This is a genomic window from Pseudomonas sp. NPDC087029 (genome assembly GCF_044745345.1).
GTDB lineage: Bacteria > Pseudomonadota > Gammaproteobacteria > Pseudomonadales > Pseudomonadaceae > Aquipseudomonas > Aquipseudomonas faucium.
In genome coordinates this window covers 175,844-193,488 of sequence record NZ_JBIVAB010000005.1, presented here as the reverse complement: position 1 = coordinate 193,488, position 17,645 = coordinate 175,844, and the positions used below count along the sequence as shown (strand labels likewise).

General features: G+C 67.2%; 14 protein-coding genes and 1 pseudogene. 6 read left to right on the top strand and 9 right to left on the bottom strand.

Annotated elements, in window-relative coordinates:
* Positions 1-95 precede the first annotated feature (95 nt).
* Entirely contained in the window at positions 96-317 is a 222-nt protein-coding gene (locus tag ACIPG5_RS11525) for a DUF3820 family protein (RefSeq protein WP_176516870.1), read from the top strand.
* Between the two features lie 108 nt (positions 318-425).
* Here the strand turns inward: ACIPG5_RS11525 and ACIPG5_RS11520 are convergent, their stop codons facing one another.
* The 3 genes from ACIPG5_RS11520 to ptsP are packed head-to-tail and all read right to left on the bottom strand — an operon-like array spanning position 426 to position 5,950.
* Entirely contained in the window at positions 426-2,153 is a 1,728-nt protein-coding gene (locus ACIPG5_RS11520) for a PTS fructose-like transporter subunit IIB (protein WP_401375050.1), read from the bottom strand.
* Positions 2,150-3,097, bottom strand: a complete 948-nt coding sequence (gene pfkB / locus ACIPG5_RS11515) for a 1-phosphofructokinase (RefSeq protein WP_401375048.1) — start codon at positions 3,095-3,097, stop codon at positions 2,150-2,152. Before pfkB ends, ACIPG5_RS11520 begins: the two co-directional genes overlap by 4 nt.
* Complete coding sequence (gene ptsP, locus ACIPG5_RS11510; RefSeq protein ID WP_401375045.1) at positions 3,098-5,950, bottom strand: phosphoenolpyruvate--protein phosphotransferase; 2,853 nt, start codon at positions 5,948-5,950, stop codon at positions 3,098-3,100.
* A 293-nt stretch (positions 5,951-6,243) separates the two neighbouring features.
* Between ptsP and cra the strand changes: the two genes are divergently transcribed.
* Together cra and ACIPG5_RS11500 are read left to right on the top strand one after the other, a co-directional pair.
* Positions 6,244-7,239, top strand: a complete 996-nt coding sequence (gene cra, locus ACIPG5_RS11505; protein WP_401375043.1) for a catabolite repressor/activator — start codon at positions 6,244-6,246, stop codon at positions 7,237-7,239.
* A 2-nt stretch (positions 7,240-7,241) separates the two neighbouring features.
* Positions 7,242-8,018, top strand: coding sequence for a TatD family hydrolase (locus ACIPG5_RS11500; RefSeq protein WP_314614611.1), 777 nt, complete (start codon positions 7,242-7,244; stop codon positions 8,016-8,018).
* Positions 8,019-8,079: 61 nt separating this feature from the next.
* Here the strand turns inward: ACIPG5_RS11500 and ACIPG5_RS11495 are convergent, their stop codons facing one another.
* The 5 genes and pseudogenes from ACIPG5_RS11495 to ACIPG5_RS11475 all read right to left on the bottom strand — a co-directional run bounded on the left by ACIPG5_RS11495 (position 8,080) and on the right by ACIPG5_RS11475 (position 13,862).
* On the bottom strand, positions 8,080-8,784 hold the full coding sequence (locus tag ACIPG5_RS11495) for a methyl-accepting chemotaxis protein (protein WP_401375208.1): 705 nt from the start codon (positions 8,782-8,784) through the stop codon (positions 8,080-8,082).
* A gap of 153 nt (positions 8,785-8,937) precedes the next feature.
* A pseudogene (locus tag ACIPG5_RS11490) lies at positions 8,938-9,141 on the bottom strand (HAMP domain-containing protein); the annotation flags it as partial.
* A gap of 1,065 nt (positions 9,142-10,206) precedes the next feature.
* Entirely contained in the window at positions 10,207-11,037 is an 831-nt protein-coding gene (gene ampE, locus ACIPG5_RS11485; RefSeq protein ID WP_401375040.1) for a regulatory signaling modulator protein AmpE, read from the bottom strand.
* Positions 11,034-11,606: a 1,6-anhydro-N-acetylmuramyl-L-alanine amidase AmpD gene (ampD, locus tag ACIPG5_RS11480; RefSeq protein ID WP_176516855.1), complete on the bottom strand. Its 573-nt coding sequence runs from the start codon at positions 11,604-11,606 to the stop codon at positions 11,034-11,036. Before ampD ends, ampE begins: the two co-directional genes overlap by 4 nt.
* 99 nt (positions 11,607-11,705) lie before the next feature.
* Positions 11,706-13,862 (bottom strand): DUF1631 domain-containing protein, encoded by a 2,157-nt coding sequence (locus tag ACIPG5_RS11475; RefSeq protein ID WP_401375038.1) that lies wholly within the window; start codon positions 13,860-13,862, stop codon positions 11,706-11,708.
* A gap of 241 nt (positions 13,863-14,103) precedes the next feature.
* On the opposite strand from ACIPG5_RS11475, the gene nadC reads away from it, so the two are divergent.
* The gene (nadC, locus tag ACIPG5_RS11470; protein WP_236237763.1) at positions 14,104-14,952 is read left to right on the top strand and encodes a carboxylating nicotinate-nucleotide diphosphorylase; all 849 of its coding nucleotides are present in this window, start codon (positions 14,104-14,106) and stop codon (positions 14,950-14,952) included.
* Positions 14,953-15,018: 66 nt separating this feature from the next.
* Here the strand turns inward: nadC and trxB are convergent, their stop codons facing one another.
* Positions 15,019-15,981, bottom strand: a complete 963-nt coding sequence (gene trxB, locus ACIPG5_RS11465) for a thioredoxin-disulfide reductase (RefSeq protein ID WP_401375035.1) — start codon at positions 15,979-15,981, stop codon at positions 15,019-15,021.
* A 333-nt stretch (positions 15,982-16,314) separates the two neighbouring features.
* Between trxB and cysZ the strand changes: the two genes are divergently transcribed.
* Together cysZ and ACIPG5_RS11455 are read left to right on the top strand one after the other, a co-directional pair.
* Entirely contained in the window at positions 16,315-17,043 is a 729-nt protein-coding gene (gene cysZ / locus ACIPG5_RS11460) for a sulfate transporter CysZ (RefSeq protein ID WP_176516847.1), read from the top strand.
* A gap of 104 nt (positions 17,044-17,147) precedes the next feature.
* Complete coding sequence (locus ACIPG5_RS11455) at positions 17,148-17,612, top strand: hypothetical protein (protein WP_401375031.1); 465 nt, start codon at positions 17,148-17,150, stop codon at positions 17,610-17,612.
* Positions 17,613-17,645 lie beyond the last annotated feature (33 nt).

The window sequence follows — 17,645 nt, the reverse complement described above, 5'->3', positions numbered from 1 at the left end:
ACAAGCGTGAGCGAAACGGCGTTATGCATGATTGCCGCTTGGGCGCTCGTGCAGATTGCAGTATGGTCGGCGCACTTTCCCTGCAGGCCTTACCCATGAAACCGGAAACCCTCGAACTGCTGGTCACGCGCACGATGCCTTTTGGCAAATACCAGGGGCGGATCATTGCCGACCTGCCGGGTGACTACCTGGCCTGGTTTGCGCGCAAGGGCTTTCCGGCGGGGGAACTGGGTGGGTTGCTGGCGTTGATGCACGAGGTCGACCATAACGGCCTGGGGGATTTGCTGGTGCCATTGCGGCAGAAGCATCGCAAATGAGGGGGCCAGTTCTGGCCCTATCGCCGGCAAGCCGGCTCCCACAGGGTAAACACAGGCCTTGAAGCCTGTGCTGTACCTGTGGGAGCCGGCTTGCCGGCGATGAGGCCCTCAACCCTTCACCGGCGCCACTGCCAGCTCCACCCGCTCGCTCTTCTTGATCACGGCATACACCACCGCCGTCAGCAAGCTCCCCGCCACGATCGCCAGCAGGTACAGCAACGCGTGGTTGATCGCATTGGGTATCAGCAACACGAACAACCCACCATGCGGCGCCATCAGCTTGCAGCCAAAGTACATCGACAGCGCCCCGGTCAACGCCCCGCCGGCAATGCTCGCCGGGATCACCCGCAATGGGTCCTTGGCCGCGAACGGAATCGCCCCCTCCGAGATGAAGCACAAGCCCAGCGCCAACGCCGCCTTGCCCGCCTCGCGCTCGCTCTGGGCGAACTTGCGCCGGGCCAGGAAGGTGGCGATGCCCAGGCCGATCGGCGGCACCATGCCGGCGGCCATGGTCGCCGCCATCGGCGCATAGCTCGACGACGCCAGCAGCCCCACCGAGAAGGCATAGGCCGCCTTGTTGATCGGCCCGCCCAGGTCGACGCACATCATGCCGCCCAGCAGCAGGCCGAGCAGAATGGCGTTGGTGGTGCCCATGCTGTCGAGAAAGTGCGTAAGCCCTTCGAGCATCGCCGCCACCGGCTGGCCGACCACGTAGATCATCACCAGGCCGGTGAACAGGCTGGCCAGCAGCGGAATGATCAGAATCGGCTTGAGCGCGTCGAGGCTGCTGGGCAGGCGCGCCCAGCGGGCGATCGCCTTGGCGCTGTAGCCGGCGAGAAAACCGGCGACGATGCCGCCGATGAAACCGGCGCCCAGGGTGCTCGCCAGCAAGCCGCCGATCATGCCCGGCGCCAGGCCCGGGCGGTCGGCGATGGACCAGGCGATATAGCCCGCCAGCAGCGGCACCATCAGCTTGAACGCCGCCTCGCCGCCAATCTGCATCAGCGCGGCGGGCAAGGTGCCTGGCTCCTTGTAGGCCTCGATACCGAACACGAATGACAAGGCGATCAGCAGGCCGCCGGCCACCACCATCGGCAGCATGAACGACACGCCGGTGAGCAGGTGCTTGTAGACCCCAGCCTTCTCGGCCTTGGCCGCAGCCGGCGCGGCATCGCCTGCGCTTTCCACCTGGGCTTCGGCCAGCGCCTTGTCCAGGGTTGCCCGCGCCTGCTTGAGCGCGATGCCGGTGCCGCAGCGGTAGATGCGCTTGCCGGCGAAGCGGGCAGTGGGCACTTCGATATCGGCGGCCAGCAGCACCACGTCGGCCTCGGCGATGGCCTGGGCCGAGAGTGGGTTGCGCGCACCGACCGAGCCTTGGGTTTCCACGGTCAGTGCATAGCCCAGCTGTTGCGCGGCCTGTTGCAGGGCCTCGGCGGCCATGAAGGTGTGCGCCACGCCGGTCGGGCAGGCGGTGACGGCGACCAGGCGCACGGCCGCCGCCGGTTGTGCGGTGGTGGGCGCGCCGGCGAGCACTTGCGCATTGACTGCCGCGCGATCGAGAAACCCTTCGCGGTCGGCCAGCGCTTCGGCCGGCGTGCTCTGGTACACGCGCTTGCCGCTGAAGCGGCCCAGGTCGATCTGGCCGGTGCTGACCACCAGCACCCAGTCGGCCTCGGCAATCTGCGCGGCGCTGAGCTGGCGCTCGGGATGCTCGGCATCCACCACTTCAACGCAGGTTTTCCAGCCGCGGCGCTGGGCGGCGGCGGCCAGCAGGCGTGCACTGAGCACGCTGGACACCTGGCCGTTGGGGCAGGCGGTGACAATGGCAATGTTCATCGGCAACCCTCTTGTTGTTCTGTCAGTTGCACGGCGCCTTGCAGCCGCGCCAGGTGGTGCGGGTCGGCAATGCCGAAGCCGACCTGGGTCACCGCCAGGGCAGCGATGGCGGTGGCACGGCGCAGGGTCTGAGCGGCGGGTTCGCCCAACAGCAGGCCGTGGACCATGCCCGCCACCAGCGAATCGCCGGCGCCCACGGTACTGGCCACGCGCACCTGCGGCGGCCGCGCGTGCAGCGCCTGGCCTGCGGCAAACCAGCTGACCCCCTGCTCGCCCGCCGACACCACCACATGCTCCACGCCACTGGCCAGCAGCCGCTCGGCCGCGGCGCGCTGTTCGGCGTCGCTGCTCACGGTCAGGCCCAGTACCTCGCCCAGCTCTTCGGTGTTCGGCTTGACCAGCCACGGCGCGCTCTGCAGGCCGGCGCGCAGCGCTTCGCCGCTGCTGTCCAGGGCAACTTTCAGGCCCAGCGCCTTCAGTTGCTCGAGCAACAGGCGGAACCACTCGGGGCTGATGCCGCGCGGCAGGCTGCCGGCCACCACCACCGCGTCATGCCCCGGCGCCATCGCTTGCAAGCGCCGCAGCAGCGCTGCGCAGGCAGCGTCATCGACCTGCGGGCCTTGCCCATTGATATCGGTGACGCGGCCATCGGCCTCCACCAGCTTGAGGTTGCTGCGGGTTTCGCCCGGCACGCGGACGAAGCAGTCGACGAACCCGCGCTGCTCGATCAACGCCTCGAATGGCTGCAGGTTGCCCTGGCCAAGGAAACCACCGACGGTCACGCTGTGCCCCAGGTCGGCCAGTACCTGGGCCACGTTCAGGCCCTTGCCGGCAGCATGGGTCTGCTGCTCGTGGGCGCGGTTGACCAGCCCGGGGCGCAGGGTGTCGAGGCTGACGGTGATGTCCAGGGCCGGGTTCAGGGTCAGGGTCAGGATCTTGGCCATTCAATAACGCTCCACCAGCGCGCGAACCGCCGCGGCGCTGTCTTGTTGCAGGGCCTCGCGCGCCAGGGCGCGGGCCGTCTGGTGATCGGCCTGGCGTACCAGTGCCTTGACTTCGGCAATGCTGCGCGCCGCCACGCTCAACTCGTCCACCTCCAGCCCCAGCAGCACCGCCACCGCCTGCGGGTCGGCGGCCAGCTCGCCGCACACGCCCACCCACTTGCCCTGGGCATGGGCGGCGCGCACGGTCATGTCGATCAGGCTCAGCACCGCCGGGTGCAGGCCGTCGGCCTGGGCCGAAAGGCTCGGGTGGCCACGGTCGATGGCCAGGGTGTACTGGGTCAGGTCGTTGGTGCCGATGCTGAAGAAGTCCACCTCGCGCGCAAGCTGTGGCGCCAGCAACGCCGCGGACGGCACCTCGACCATGATGCCCAGTTGCAGGTCGGCGACCGGGGTTTCCACGCGCAGGCGTTCGACCATCGCCCGCGCCTCGCGCCACTCATGCACCTGGCCGACCATGGGGAACATGATCCGCAGCGGGCGCTGGTCGGCGGCGCGCAGCAGGGCGCGCAACTGGTCTTCCATGATCTGCGGCCGCTGCAGGGTCAGGCGTACCCCACGCACGCCGAGGAACGGGTTGTCCTCGGCGGCGATCGGCCAATAGGGCAAGGGTTTGTCACCGCCCACATCGAGGGTGCGCACCACCAGCGGCCGCCCGCCCAGGCCATCGAGCACGCGGCGGTACTCGGCCTCCTGGGTGGCCACATCCGGCGCCTGGGGGTGGGCCATGAACAACAGTTCGGTGCGCAGCAGGCCAACACCTTCGGCGCCCTGCTCCACCACCTTGTCGATGCCGCTGCTCTGGCCGATGTTGGCGAACACTTCGACGGCGTGGCCGTCGCGGGTGACGGCCGGCGCGTGGCGCTCGGCCCAGGCGGCTTGCAGGCGTTGCTCACGCTGGTCGCGTTCGGCCAGCGCACGTTGCAATTCAGCGGCCGGCGGCGCCACGCTGAGCGTTCCGCGCTGGCCATCGAGCAGCAGCGGGGTGCCGGCTGCAAGCTGCAGCACCGCCGCGCCCGCGCCGACCACCGCCGGAATGCCCAGGGCCCGGGCGACGATCGCGCTGTGGGCCGTGGCGCCGCCATGGGCGGTGACGATGCCGGCGACCCGCGCCGGGTCCAGCCGGGCCACATCGGAAGGGCCTACCTCGGCCATCACCAGCACATAAGGTTGCTCGGGCTCGGCCTGGGCCTGCACGCCACACAGCTGCGCCAGCACGCGACGGCCGACATCACGCAGGTCGGCGGCACGCTCGGCCAGCAACGCATCATGCAACGCCTCCTGCTGGCGCGCGGCCGCCTCGATCACTGCCATCCATGCCGCCGGCGCGCTCTCGCCCTGGGCCAGGCGCAGCTCGACATCGTCGGTCAGGGCCGGGTCGGCGAGCATTTCCTGGTGGGTGACGAAGATCTCGCCAATGGCCTTGTCGCTGCGCAGCACCAGCGCTTGCAGGTCGCTACCGACCACGGCCATGGCCTGCTGCAGCTTGTGCCGCTCCTGCGTGGGCGATTCGCCGCGCAGGGGGTAGTCGATTTCACGTTCCACGCAGACATGCGCCGGCCCGCTGGCAATGCCCGGTGCCGCGCCTACCGCCTGGATGCGGCTGCCTGCGGCCGGGGCCTGCAGGGCTTCGGCCGGCAGCGGCGCTGCTGGGCTGGCGGTGGCCGGCAGTGGCTCGACCTCCTCGCCCAAACCTTGCTCGATGGCCGCCAGCAGCGCCGGCAAGGCATCGCTGGCGATGGACGGCTCGGCGCTCAGCTCCAGCACTTGCCCGCGCCTGGCCCCCAGGCTGAGCAGCTTGCTCAGGCTCTTGACCGACACCGCCGGCTGCGCGCTGTCCACCAGGCGCAGGCGAATCTCGCCCTCGAAGCCCTTGGCCAGTTGCGCCAGGATCTTCGCCGGGCGGGCATGCAGGCCGTGGGGGTTGGCCAGGGCGATGCGCGCACTGGGCCAGTCAGCCGGCGCCTCGCCGCCCAGCACTTCGAGCACGGCGCGGCTGCTGGTGGCCTGGTACAGCGTCTGCCCGCGGCCTTCGATCAGCACTTCGCACAGGCGCTCGAGCAGCGCCTGATGCGCAGCGCCGAGGCTGGCCAGGCAGAACAGCCCGTTCAGCGGCTGGTCGCGGTAGCGCAGCGGCTGCTGCGGGGTGACGAAGGCCAGGCCCGGCTGGCGTACCTGGCGCTCGCTGTGCAACCACCACAGGCCCTCGCCCAGGGGCAGCGGCTCGGCCTGCTGGAGCACGGCGGCAAAGCCGCTGTCGACGCAACCGGCGCGTTGCAGCAGGCGTGCGCCGCGCCAGGCCAGTTCGTCGAAGTCCTCGGCGGGCAGGTTCAGGCCGACCAGCTGCGCGTCCAGGGCCAGTTCCTGCGGTGCGCTTTGCAGCAGCTTGAGCAACGCCTCGGCGGAGCTTGCCCGGCGCAAGGCTTCGGCCAGGTCGGTTTCGCCCAGGGCGCGGGTGAGCAGTTGCAGCAGGCGCAGGTGCTCGTCGGAGCGGGCGGCGATGCCGATGGCCAGGTACACCCGCTGGCCGTCACCCCAGTCGACGCCCTCGGGGAACTGCAGCAGGCGTACCCCGGTGGCGAACACCAGGTCGCGGGTCTGCGGGGTGCCGTGGGGGATGGCGATGCCCTGGCCAAGGAAGGTGGACCCCTGCGCCTCGCGGGCTTGCAGGCCTTGCAGATAGCCGTCGGCGACCAGGCCGTCGGCCACCAGCCGCTGCGCCAGCAGGCGCAGGGCCTCGGCTTTGTCGACAGCCGTCTGGCCCATGGCTATCTGCTCTTTGGCGAGCTCGAGCATGACCTTCTCCTTTTGCAGCCCCTTGGCGATAAATGCCGGGTACTGAGGTATTGTTGTGAAATTCGCGATTTCAGCCAGTTCAACGGCTGCGCATGAACGGCAGCGGCGGCAGAAAATTTTTAGCTGAAACGTTTAACCTGACCAAGCGGACACGTTACTCGATAATCTTCCGGGGAAAAAGCCCCATCCTGTCGGACAATTGCGACAATGGTCGTCTGCGCGTGGCAGCCTGGCCGGGTCAAACTACTCGGTCCTGTCCCACGATCAGCCCCGGTAATAACAAGGAAAATTCGGTGAAACTCAGCGATATCGCCCGTCTGGCCGGTGTGTCCGTGACCACTGCCAGTTACGTCATCAATGGCAAGGCTGAACAGCAGCGCATCAGCAACAGCACTGTCGAGCGCGTGCGCGCGGTGGTCGAGGCCCACGGCTTCACGCCCAACCCGCAGGCCGCTGGCCTGCGCAGCCGGCACACCCGCACCCTGGGCTTCATTCTCCCGGATCTGGAGAACCCCAGCTACGCCCGCATCGCCAAGCAGCTGGAACAGGGCGCCCGCGCCCGTGGCTACCAGTTGCTGATTGCCAGCAGTGACGACCAGCCAGACAGCGAGCGCCAATTGCAGCAACTGTTCCGCGCCCGGCGCTGCGATGCGCTGTTCGTTGCCAGCTGCCTGCCGCCCGAAGACGACAGCTACCGCGAACTGCAGGACAAAGGCCTGCCAGTGATCGCCATCGACCGGCGCCTGGACCCAGCGCACTTCTGCTCGGTCATCAGCGACGACCGCGATGCCAGCCGCCAGCTGGCCGACAGCTTGCTCGCCACCGCCCCACGCAGCATCGCCCTGATCGGCGCACGCCCGGAGCTGTCGGTCAGCCAGGCCCGCGCCGGTGGTTTCGACGAGGCCCTGCAAGGGTTTGCCGGTGACGTGCGGCGCTACCAGGGCGAAGCGTTCAGCCGCGAATGCGGCCAGCGCCTGATGCAGCAACTGATCGACGAGCTAGGCGGGCTGCCGGATGCCCTGGTGACCACCTCCTACGTGCTGCTGCAAGGGGTGTTCGACACCCTGCAGGCGCGCCCTGCCGATTCGCGCCAGCTGCAACTGGGCACCTTCGGCGACAACCAGCTGCTCGACTTCCTGCCGCTGCCGGTCAACGCCATGGCCCAGCAGCATGGCCTGATCGCCGCCACCGCACTGGAGCTGGCCCTGGCCGCGATCGAGGAAAAACGCTACGAGCCCGGCGTGCACGCCATTGGCCGCACCTTCAAGCAACGCATCGCTGCAGGCTGAACATGCGCCTGATCGACACCCACACCCACCTGGACTTCCCCGACTTCGACGCCGACCGCCCGCGCCTCTTGGCCAACGCGGCGGCGCGCGGGGTGCAGCGAATGGTGGTGCTGGGGGTGCATGAGGCCAATTTCCAGCGCGTGTGGGACCTGGCCTGCGCCGAGCCGAGCGTACAGGCGGCGCTGGGCTTGCACCCGGTGTACCTGGAGCAGCATCGTCCCGAGCACCTGGTGCAACTGCGCCAATGGCTGGAGCGCCTGCACGGCGACCCGCGGCTGTGTGCCGTGGGCGAGTTCGGCCTGGACTACTACCTCGAAGACCTCGACAAGCAGCGCCAGCAGGCGCTGTTCGAGGCGCAGTTGCAGATGGCCTGCGACTTTGCTTTGCCGGCGCTGCTGCATGTACGCCGCAGCCATGCCCAGGTGATCGCCACGCTCAAGCGTTACAAGCCGGCGCGGGCGGGGGTCATCCATGCCTTTGCCGGCAGTTACGAAGAGGCCCGCGAGTACATCAAGCTGGGCTTTCGGCTAGGGCTGGGCGGCGCGGCGACCTGGCCGCAGGCGCTGCGGTTGCGCAAGACCCTGGCGCGCCTGCCGCTTGAGAGCGTGGTGCTGGAGACCGACTCGCCGGACATGGCCCCGGCGATGTTTGCCGGGCAGCGCAACAGCCCGGAGCATTTGCCGGAAATTGCCGGGGCGTTGGCCGAGTTGATGGGGGTCGAAGTAGAGGCCCTGGCTGAAGCCAGCAGCAAGAATGCCTGTGAGCTGTTTGGTTGGTAGAGGCTCCCACCTGACCCTGTAGGAGCCGGCTTGCCGGCGATAGGGCCGCAACTGCCCCCGCCTAGACCTTGAACGCCCCGATCATCCGCTTCAATTCCACCACCTGCTGCGACAGCGCCCGGCTGGCATCCTCGGTCTGGCAGGCGCCCTGGGTGGTGTCCTGGGCCGCCCGGTTGATCGCCACGATGTTGCGGTCGATATCATGGGCCACCGCCGTCTGCTGCTCGACCGCCGCCGCAATCTGCTGGTTCTGCTCGACGATCCCCCCCACCGCCCCCAGGATGTTGCCCAGCGCCTGCTGCACCTGGCGCGCTTCATCCACCGTTGCCGCCGCCATCTGATGGCTGCTGCCCATCGCCCGCACAGCGGCACTAACCCCCTCCTGCAGGCGCTGGATCATCTGCGCGATCTGCGCCGTCGAGTCCTGGGTCCGCCGGGCCAGGGTGCGTACCTCGTCGGCGACCACGGCAAAGCCACGGCCCTGTTCACCCGCCCTGGCTGCCTCGATCGCGGCATTGAGGGCCAACAGGTTGGTTTGCTCGGCAATGCTGCGGATCACCTCCAGCACCTGGCCGATCGCCTGGCTGTCGGCGGCCAGCTGGTTGATCGCCAGCACGGTCTGGTCGATTTCACCGGCCAGGCGGCCAATGCTGCCCTGCTGGCTTTCCACCAGGCTGCGGCCATTGGCGCTTTCATGGTTGACCTGCTGCGCGCCGTCGGCGGCCAGCGCCGCGCTGCGCGCCACTTCCTGGGCCGTGGCGCTCATCTGGTTCATCGCCGTGGCCACCTGCTCGATCTGCTCACGCTGGCCGCTGACCGCCTGGTTGCTGCGCGTCGACACCGCCAGCACCTGGCCGGCCTGCTCCTCGACCGCCACCACGGTGCGGCCGACCTGGTCGATCAGGCCGCGGATACGCTGCACCGCTTCACTGAAATCCCGGCCCAGCTCGCCCAGTTCATCACGGCTGTGGGCGTGGAAACTGACCGTCATGTCCCCCGCCGCCACCTTGCCCATGGCCCCGCCCAGCTTGCGCAGGGTGGCTCGGGTGGAGACGTAGAAGCCGCTGTAGAGGTAGACGATCAGGGCAAACACACCCGCCAGCAGCGTGACCAGGGCAATCATGCGCCAGCGCTGCTCGCCCAGGCGCTGTTGCAGTTGCCCCTGCAGATGGCCAACCACTGCCTCATTGAGGCGGTAGGTCTGGGCCATCAGCTCGCTCACCTGCTGGTAGAAGGCGGGCCAGGGCGCATCCAGGGTTTCAGCCACCACCACGCGGTCCTCGAACAAGGCCGCCGCTTGCTTGACGGTCGCCTCGCTGGCCTGCGCCGCGGTGCCCAGGGCAGCCTTGGCGGCCGGGTCGGCGGCCAGCGCGTCGTCCACGCGCATGGCGTAATCCACGGCCAGGCGCTCCAGGCGTTGCAGCAGATCTTCGAAACGGGCACTGCCGGAGGAGTCGATGAACCCCCGGCCCAACGCCGCAGCCCCCAGCGCACGCCCCTCGCCCAGGCTCTGGGTGACTTGCGCCGTTGCCACGCCAATCAACTCGCTCAACTGGCGCACCGAGGCCTGGCTGTCCTGGCTCAGCCCCGACTGGTTGGCGACCTGCCTGCTCAATACCTGGGCCTGGGCCAGCAGCTTGTCGAACAGCGCCGCCTTGCTCAGCAGGGAGGTTTCGCTGCGTGCGGCGACGAATGCGCCCGCCAGTTCTTCGAGCTTGGCCTGCGGCACGGCCTCGCCGCCCTTCAACGCGGCAAGCTGTGCCTGGACCTTGTCCTGCAGGGCCGCGATGCGCAATTCCAGGTCGACAGCCTGGCCGGACTGGCCGAGCACCACATTGATCTGCACCAGGTTGCCGAGGGTTTCCAGGTCGCCGCGCAGGGCCAGGCTGCTGCTCAGCGGGCCGATGCCCTGCAGTTCGGCGCGGGTGAACTGAAATTGCCGATAGGCATCGAGGACCAGGTAGGTGCTGGTGCCAAGCATGGGCAGGAAGAACAGGACGCTGACAAGGCTGAACTTCTGGCCGAAGCTCAGCCGGTTCATCAGTGCAATGGCCGGGTAGAGCGAACGCTTCACGAGCACCTCCAAGGATTCTTGTTGTTCTACAAGGGGTAGCACTAGGCCACCCTGTATAGCGCAGTTCGAACCGGAGGTTTGTAACTTAAGGTTAAGCGCCCCTCGCGGGAGGGCTCAGACCAGTACCGTCCACAAGGCAAAGCCGGCGTACCACAGCACGGCGCAGCGCAGCAGCAGGTCCCACAGGCTGTCCAGCCGGCCCAGGCCGCGCTGGCTGTCTTCCTGCTCGGGAATGTCGTCGGCAATTCGCCCGACCCTGACCACCAGGTGCGCGGCGCTGATGTGCCAGTTGAGCAGCTCGTGCAGCATGACCCGGGTGACCGCCAGGAAGTTGCCCACCAGGGCGAAGCTCAGGGCCAGCACCCGCACCGGCAGCCAGTCCAGCACATGGCGCAGCTGTTCGGCGCGGGCCTTGAGCGCCGGTTGGCCGCTGTGCTCGGCGGTCAGCGCCAGCAGGCGGTAGGCCAGTGCAGCGCCCGGGCCCAGCACGAAGTACCAGAAGATCACCGCGAAAAAGCCCTGGTAGGCCTGCCACAAGAGGTTGCCCTGTACCCGCACCAGCAAGCTGTGCGGCTCGTCGGCCGCCAGCCCCAGGTCGCGCTCGGCCACGTGCAGCGCGCCCTGCTCGTCACCGCGCCGCCAGGCATCGCGAAACGGCCCGAGCGAGGCCTTGAAGTCGCCACGGCCGAGGCTGTAGATCAGCACCAGCAGGTGCACCGGCAGGGCCAGCAAGCCATAGGCAACCGGGTCGAGCACGTGCAGCAGCAATGCCAGCAGCGCCACCGGGGCCAGCACCAGAATGGCCAGGGTCCACCAGGGGTGCACCTTGCCGCTGCGCTCCAGACGCACCAGCTCACCCAGGAAGAAGCCATCGCGTTGCACCTGATGGCGCAGGGCCGAGAACTTCTCGACCCACAGCGCCAGCATCAACACCAGAAAACTCATGCCTTGTCCTCGTTGTCCGTCACGGCGGCGCGGTAGCGCGGCCAATCGAATGCCGGGCCGGGGTCGGTCTTGCGCACCGGGGCGATGTCGCTGTGGCCCTGGATGCGGCGCTGGTCGATGGCCGGCCAGGCCGCCTGGATGTGCTGCGTCAGTTGCGCCAGCACGGCGTACTGGGCATCGGTGTAGGGCAGGTCATCGGTGCCTTCGAGCTCGATGCCGATGGAAAAGTCGTTGCAGCCCTCGCGCCCGTCGAAGCGTGAGACCCCGGCATGCCAGGCACGTTCGAGCAGCGACACGAACTGGGTGACGCCGCCGTCGCGCTCGACGAACAGGTGCGCCGAAACCGTCAGGTGGCTGATGCTGGCAAAGTAGGGATGTTCGTCGGGGTCGAGGCGGTTCTGGAAGAATTCCTGGACCTTGCCGCTGCCGAAGCAGGCGGGCGGCAGGCTGATGTTGTGGATCACCAGCAGAGAGATCGCTTCGCCTTCGGGGCGCGCATTGAAGTTCGGCGAGGGGCAGTGGGTGATTCCGTTTCCGTGAAACCAGCCAGTGGCACGGTCCAATAGCATGGGGCAGATCCTGAAAAGCGCCGGTACAGAACGGCAGTATGCCCTGCGCAGGCGACGCTTTGCATGTGAATCATTGTAATGCCGGTGGGCTACCAGCCTTCAGTGCACCTGCTGCTGGCGCAGGCCATCGAGCACGGCCTCCAGCGCCCGTTCGAACAGCAGCCCGTCATCCAGCAGGCGCACTTCACCCAGGCGCAGGGCCTGGGCCAGGCCGGCGCTATTCCATTCGCGCACCTTCATGCCGGTGCGGTTGGCGAATACCAGGCGGTCGCTGCTGTCGATGCGGGCCACCAGCTTGCAGCGCAGCGGCTCGTCATCATCCAGCACCTCGACCCAGGCGCCGATACGCAGGCGCCGCACCATGCGCGATTGCGCGGCCTGTTCGTCGAGCGGGCGCAGCGGCGCGCAGGCTGGCTCCTCGGCGATGGCCAGGACGATTTCCTCGGCCACCCGCACCTCTGCCAATGCAGGCTCGGCATCGCCCGCCGGCCAGGGCGAAGGCGCGCACGCACGCAGGTGCAGTTGCTCCAGTTGCAGGAAGAATTCGCGCGTGGCCGCCGAATCCAGCGCCACCCCGGCCAGGCCTTCGCGCAGCGCCTTGAGCAGGCCGGGCACCTGTTGCAGCAGGGCCTGGGGCTCGGGGTGCGGGGTGATGCTGGCGAGCAGCGTATCCATGGTCGCCAGGGCGTTGCGCCACTCCTGGGAGGCTTCGCCCTGCTTGAGCAGGGCCAGCAGCAACACCTGGCTCCAGGCCTGCACCAGCATCTGCACTACCGCCTGGGGCAGCACACGCCCGTGCAGGCGCTGGTTGAGCGCCTGCTGCACCTGCTGGCGGGCCTGCAAGGTGCGGGCGCGGCCTTCTTCGGCATCGCGGGTGCGTTGTTCGAGCAGTTCGTTGCGCCGGCGCTCGTCGTGGCTGAAGGCAAGGAAGTCTTCCAGCAGCTCGGCGAACAGTGCCGGGGCTTGCGAGCCGTCATCGAGCAGGCGCTGGACGATGCGCTCGACGCGCACGTGCAGGCTGTCGCGCAGGCCTTCGCCAGCGGTGTCCCAGCCGATCGCCACGGCGGCGATCTCGTTGAGCAGGCGCCGCGCCGGGTGGCTGGCGCGGCTGAACAGGCCGTGGTCGACCAGCGCCACCTTGAGCAGCGGAATGTGCAGGCGGCCGAGCAGCGTGCGCAGGCTCGGCGGCAGGTTGTCGTCGGCCTGGATGTACTCGAACAGCAGGCCGACCAGGTTGATCATGTCTTCATCGGCGCCAGCGATGCGCCGGCGCGTGCCGCTGCGCACGCTGACCCGCAGCAGCAACTGCTCGAGCTGCTGGCCCAGCTCGAAATCATCCTCTTCAAGCGTGGCAGGCACGTAGCGCTGCAGGTGCGAGAGCAGGCGCAGGAGGTCGGCGGTATTGATCGGCTGGGCGCTGGCATGGGCTTGCAGGCGCGGCGCGATGCGCCCGCGTGTCGGCGCCAGGAGCACCTGCATCGAGGCGATGAAGGCCTGCCCGGCGCTGTCTGCGCCGATGGCCTCGTCGGCCGGCAGATCGGCGGCAATGCGCCGCGTGCCCAGGCGCCGGTCGTCGGCACGCCGGCGCGGCGCCGGCTTGAGTTCGGGCAGCACGCCGGCGGCGGCCAGCAACTGGTTGGCCTCGCCATACAGCACGTCGATGTCGCGCAGCACATAACGCTCGAACAGCTTGAGCAGGATCAGCTTGACCCGCAGGCCAACGCCCAGGTTGCGCCCGGCATCGAGAAAGTAGCCGCACAGCGCGGCAGGCCCCAGCGGATTGCGGCGCTCGCCGAAGGGCCGCTCGAGCAGGCTCTGCAAGCGCAGGCCCAGTTGCTCGAGGGCCAGCCCGTCACGCGACAGCACGCGCGCGACCATGCCTTCGACGGCCGCTTCACGTTCGCGTTGCGCCTTGTTGCCCAGGCTGTCGGCTTCGCCCAGCGGGTCGGCCTGGCCGATACGTGCGAAGGTGTCGTAGAAGGTGTCGAGAAAGCCGCGCTCGATGCTCTTGCGCTTCAGGCGCAGGTCGCGCATGGCTTCGAAGTAGAGGTTCTGGTCGTAGCGGTCGAGCGCCTTGTCGGCCATCTCGAAGAGGGTGTCGTCGGCGTTGTCGAACAAGGCTTGCAGGCCCTGGCGCAATTGCAGGGCAGCCTTGTCGCGCACCTGCAGGAGCAGCACCGGAAGGCAAGGCAGAGGCGTGCGTGCCCCTCGATCGATGGCGGCCGCCAAGGGCACCACCTTGCCTTCTTTCTGCATCCCGAACTCCTTGCTGGGTAATGTGCGATGGGGCGAAGCATCGTCAAAGCTATGACGCCAAATAGTAGGCGCCATTATCGGTAAAAAAGCTGACAGCTGCCAGCACCACTTGGTAGGCGGGGTTAAAGACCTGCATTTGCCGCAAATGCTCAGACGGCCTGACCAAAGGTCAGTGGCAAGGCCGCTGTACACGCCGGCCCCCTGCCCTATAATCGCCGGCATCTTGCTTGTGGAGCCGACCATGCCGAACCTACGCCTTGCCGACCTGACCGCCGAGATCGAAGCCAACGTGCGCCGCGCGCTGCTGGAGGACATTGGCAGTGGCGACATCACCGCGCAGCTGATCCCCGCCGAGCGCCTGGCCAAGGCCACCATCATTACCCGCGAAGACTGCGTGATTGCCGGCACTGCCTGGGTCGATGCGGTGTTCCGCCAGCTCGACCCGCGGGTGGCGGTGCATTGGCAGGTGGCCGACGGCGACCGCGCCCGCGCCAACCAGGCGCTGTTCCACCTCGAAGGGCCGGCCCGCTCGCTGCTCAGCGGCGAGCGCAGTGCGCTGAACTTCCTGCAGATGTTGTCGGGCGTGGCCACCCGGGCGCGGTTTCTAGCCGACATGGTGGACGGCACCCAGGTGCGCCTGCTCGACACCCGCAAGACCCTGCCAGGCCTGCGCCTGGCGCAGAAGTACGCAGTCACCTGCGGCGGTTGCGACAACCACCGCATCGGCCTGTTCGATGCCTTCCTGATCAAGGAAAACCACATCGCCGCCAGCGGTGGCGTGGCCGAGGCCGTGACCGCAGCGCACCGCATCGCGCCGGGCAAGCCGGTGGAAATCGAGGTGGAAAGCCTGGACGAACTGCGCCAGGCGCTGGCTGCCGGGGCCGACATCATCATGCTCGATGAGCTGAGCCTGGATGAAATGCGCGAGGCAGTGCGCATCACGGCGGGCAAGGCCAAGCTCGAAGCCAGTGGCGGGGTGACCGAGAGCACCCTGCGGGTGATTGCCGAGACCGGTGTGGACTACATCTCCATTGGTGCCATGACCAAGGATGTGAAGGCAGTGGACCTGTCGATGCGCTTGAGCCTTTGAACGGGCACGGCAGAATCCACGCATGAAAAAACCGGCCAGAGGGCCGGTTTTTTCATGGGGCTTGGATCAGAACGAGGCGTTGGCCAGGCCGTCCAGGTAGCGCTCCACATCCAGCGCCGCCATGCAGCCGGCGCCTGCCGAGGTGATGGCCTGACGGTAAACGTGGTCAGCCACGTCACCTGCGGCGAACACGCCTTCGACGTTGGTGGCGGTGGCGTTGCCTTCACGGCCGCCGTTGACTACCAGGTAGCCGTCCTTCAGGGTCAGCTGGCCTTCGAACAGCGAGGTGTTCGGGGTGTGGCCAATGGCGATGAACACGCCGTCGACCTTGATTTCGTCGCTGCTGCCGTCGTTGTTCTTCAGGCGCGCACCGGTCACGCCCATGTTGTCACCCAGCACTTCGTCCAGGGTGGCATTGAGCTTGAGCTCGATCTTGCCTTCGGCCACACGGGCGTGCAGCTTGTCGACCAGGATCTTCTCGGCGCGGAAGCTATCGCGGCGGTGCACCAGGGTCACTTTGCTGGCGATGTTGGCCAGGTACAGCGCCTCTTCCACGGCAGTGTTGCCGCCGCCGACCACGGCCACCGGCTTGTTGCGGTAGAAGAAACCGTCGCAGGTGGCGCAGGCGGAAACGCCCTTGCCCATGAACGCTTCTTCCGATGGCAGGCCCAGGTAGCGGGCGCTGGCGCCGGTGGCGATGATCAGCGCGTCGCAGGTGTAGCTGCCGCTGTCACCCTGCAGGGTGTAGGGCTTGTTGGCCAGGTCGACGGCGTTGATGTGGTCGAAGACGATCTCGGTCTCGAAACGCTCGGCGTGTTCCTGCATGCGCTGCATCAGTGCCGGGCCGGTCAGGCCATGGGGGTCGCCCGGCCAGTTGTCGACTTCGGTGGTGGTGGTCAGCTGGCCGCCTGCCTGCATGCCGGTGATCAGCAGCGGCTTGAGGTTGGCGCGGGCAGCATAGACCGCGGCGCTGTAACCGGCAGGGCCGGAACCGAGGATGATGACGCGCGAATGACGTACTTCAGACATGTCGAACTCCTGTCGAGCGGGCCGCAGAGGCCGGCATCGGGATACCGGGTGCGCCAGCAGGAAATTTAAAAAGGGCCCACGCAGCACTTGGGGAAGGCTACAACGCGCAGGCCCAGAAAGCGGAAAGTTGAGCGCACTGTAGCGAGGTGGCAGAGATTAAGGAAATATCCTTCGACAATCCACCTCATAGGCATCCTCTATACACGGATTTCATCAGGGTAAAACTGCTCTATGGCATTTGTTACAGGTGGTTTCTTCATGATCACCTGCCTTTCGTCGGCGCGGCAAACTCGGTAAGGTCAGCGCGTTTTCCCTTCTGTTCGGAGCGTGTCGATGCAAGCCCCTGTCCTCTCTGGCCCCCAGTACCTGCGCGAAGGCCTGAAACTGGTGCTCAGCCCCGGTCTGCGGTTGTTCGTGCTGCTGCCGCTGGCGATCAACCTGCTGCTGTTCGGCGGCCTGGTGTACTTCGCCGGGCACCAGTTCAGCCTGTGGCTCGACGCCCTGATGCCGACCCTGCCCAGCTGGCTGAGCTTTCTCAGCTATATCCTCTGGCCGCTGTTCGTCGCCTTGCTGGTGCTGATGGTGTTCTTCACCTTCACCCTGGTGGCCAACGTCATCGCCGCGCCGTTCAACGGCTTCTTGGCGGAAAAAGTCGAGGTGGTGGTGCGTGGCCAGGACAACTTCCCGGCCTTCAGCTGGGCCGAGCTGGCAGCCATGGTGCCGCGCACCCTCAGCCGCGAGATGCGCAAGCTCGGCTACTTCCTGCCGCGGGCCATCGGCCTGTTCATCCTGTCGTTCATCCCCGTGGTCAATGTGATCGCCGCGCCGCTGTGGCTGATGTTCGGGGTGTGGATGATGGCCATCCAGTACATCGACTACCCGGCAGACAACAACAAGATGAGCTGGCAGGACATGCTCGCCTGGCTGCGCAGCAAGCGCTGGCAGTCCCTGGGCTTTGGCGGTATCACCTACCTGGCGCTGATGATTCCGGGGGTGAACGTGCTGATGATGCCGGCAGCGGTCGCCGGGGCTACGTTGTTCTGGGTGCGGGAACGCACGTGATAACTCCGTTTCATTGGGTAGATAGTTACATCACCCAACGCCATGGCGCCGGTTTCAATCGCCTCTGAACGCAATAGAGCGTTCGCCATCAGGAGGTTGCACAGATGATTGAAGACGACGACAAGGTACTTCCAGAAGCAGAAGTTGAAGAGGCAGTTGCAGAGTTGCCAGAAGAACCCGAGGCGGTCAGCGAGCCTGATGAGCCCAAGGGCCCCATTGACCCGCAAGGCCCATTGGCCGCGCTGACGCTCGATGCCCAGGACATGACCAGCGAACAACATGAGGCCTTCGACAAGGTTCAGATCAAAGCCTTCCATGCCCTCGACCAAGCGCTCTCGGAGCGAGGCCTCGGCGGTGCCCAGGCCAATCTGATTCTCGCTGACGATGAACAGTTTCCGGTGGCGATCTACCTGACCTGGGCGCTGATCACGGGGGAGTTGAACAAACCTGAGCCATTCGCCTATCAGGACCCAGACAGCCAGGACGCCAATGAAGACAGCGATGGCGCCTTCTGGAATGCCGTCGAAGCGGCCTTCGAGGCAATGCTGCAAATGCCGCCGATCGCCTGATACGCCCGGGCAAGGTCAGCCTTGATGACCTTG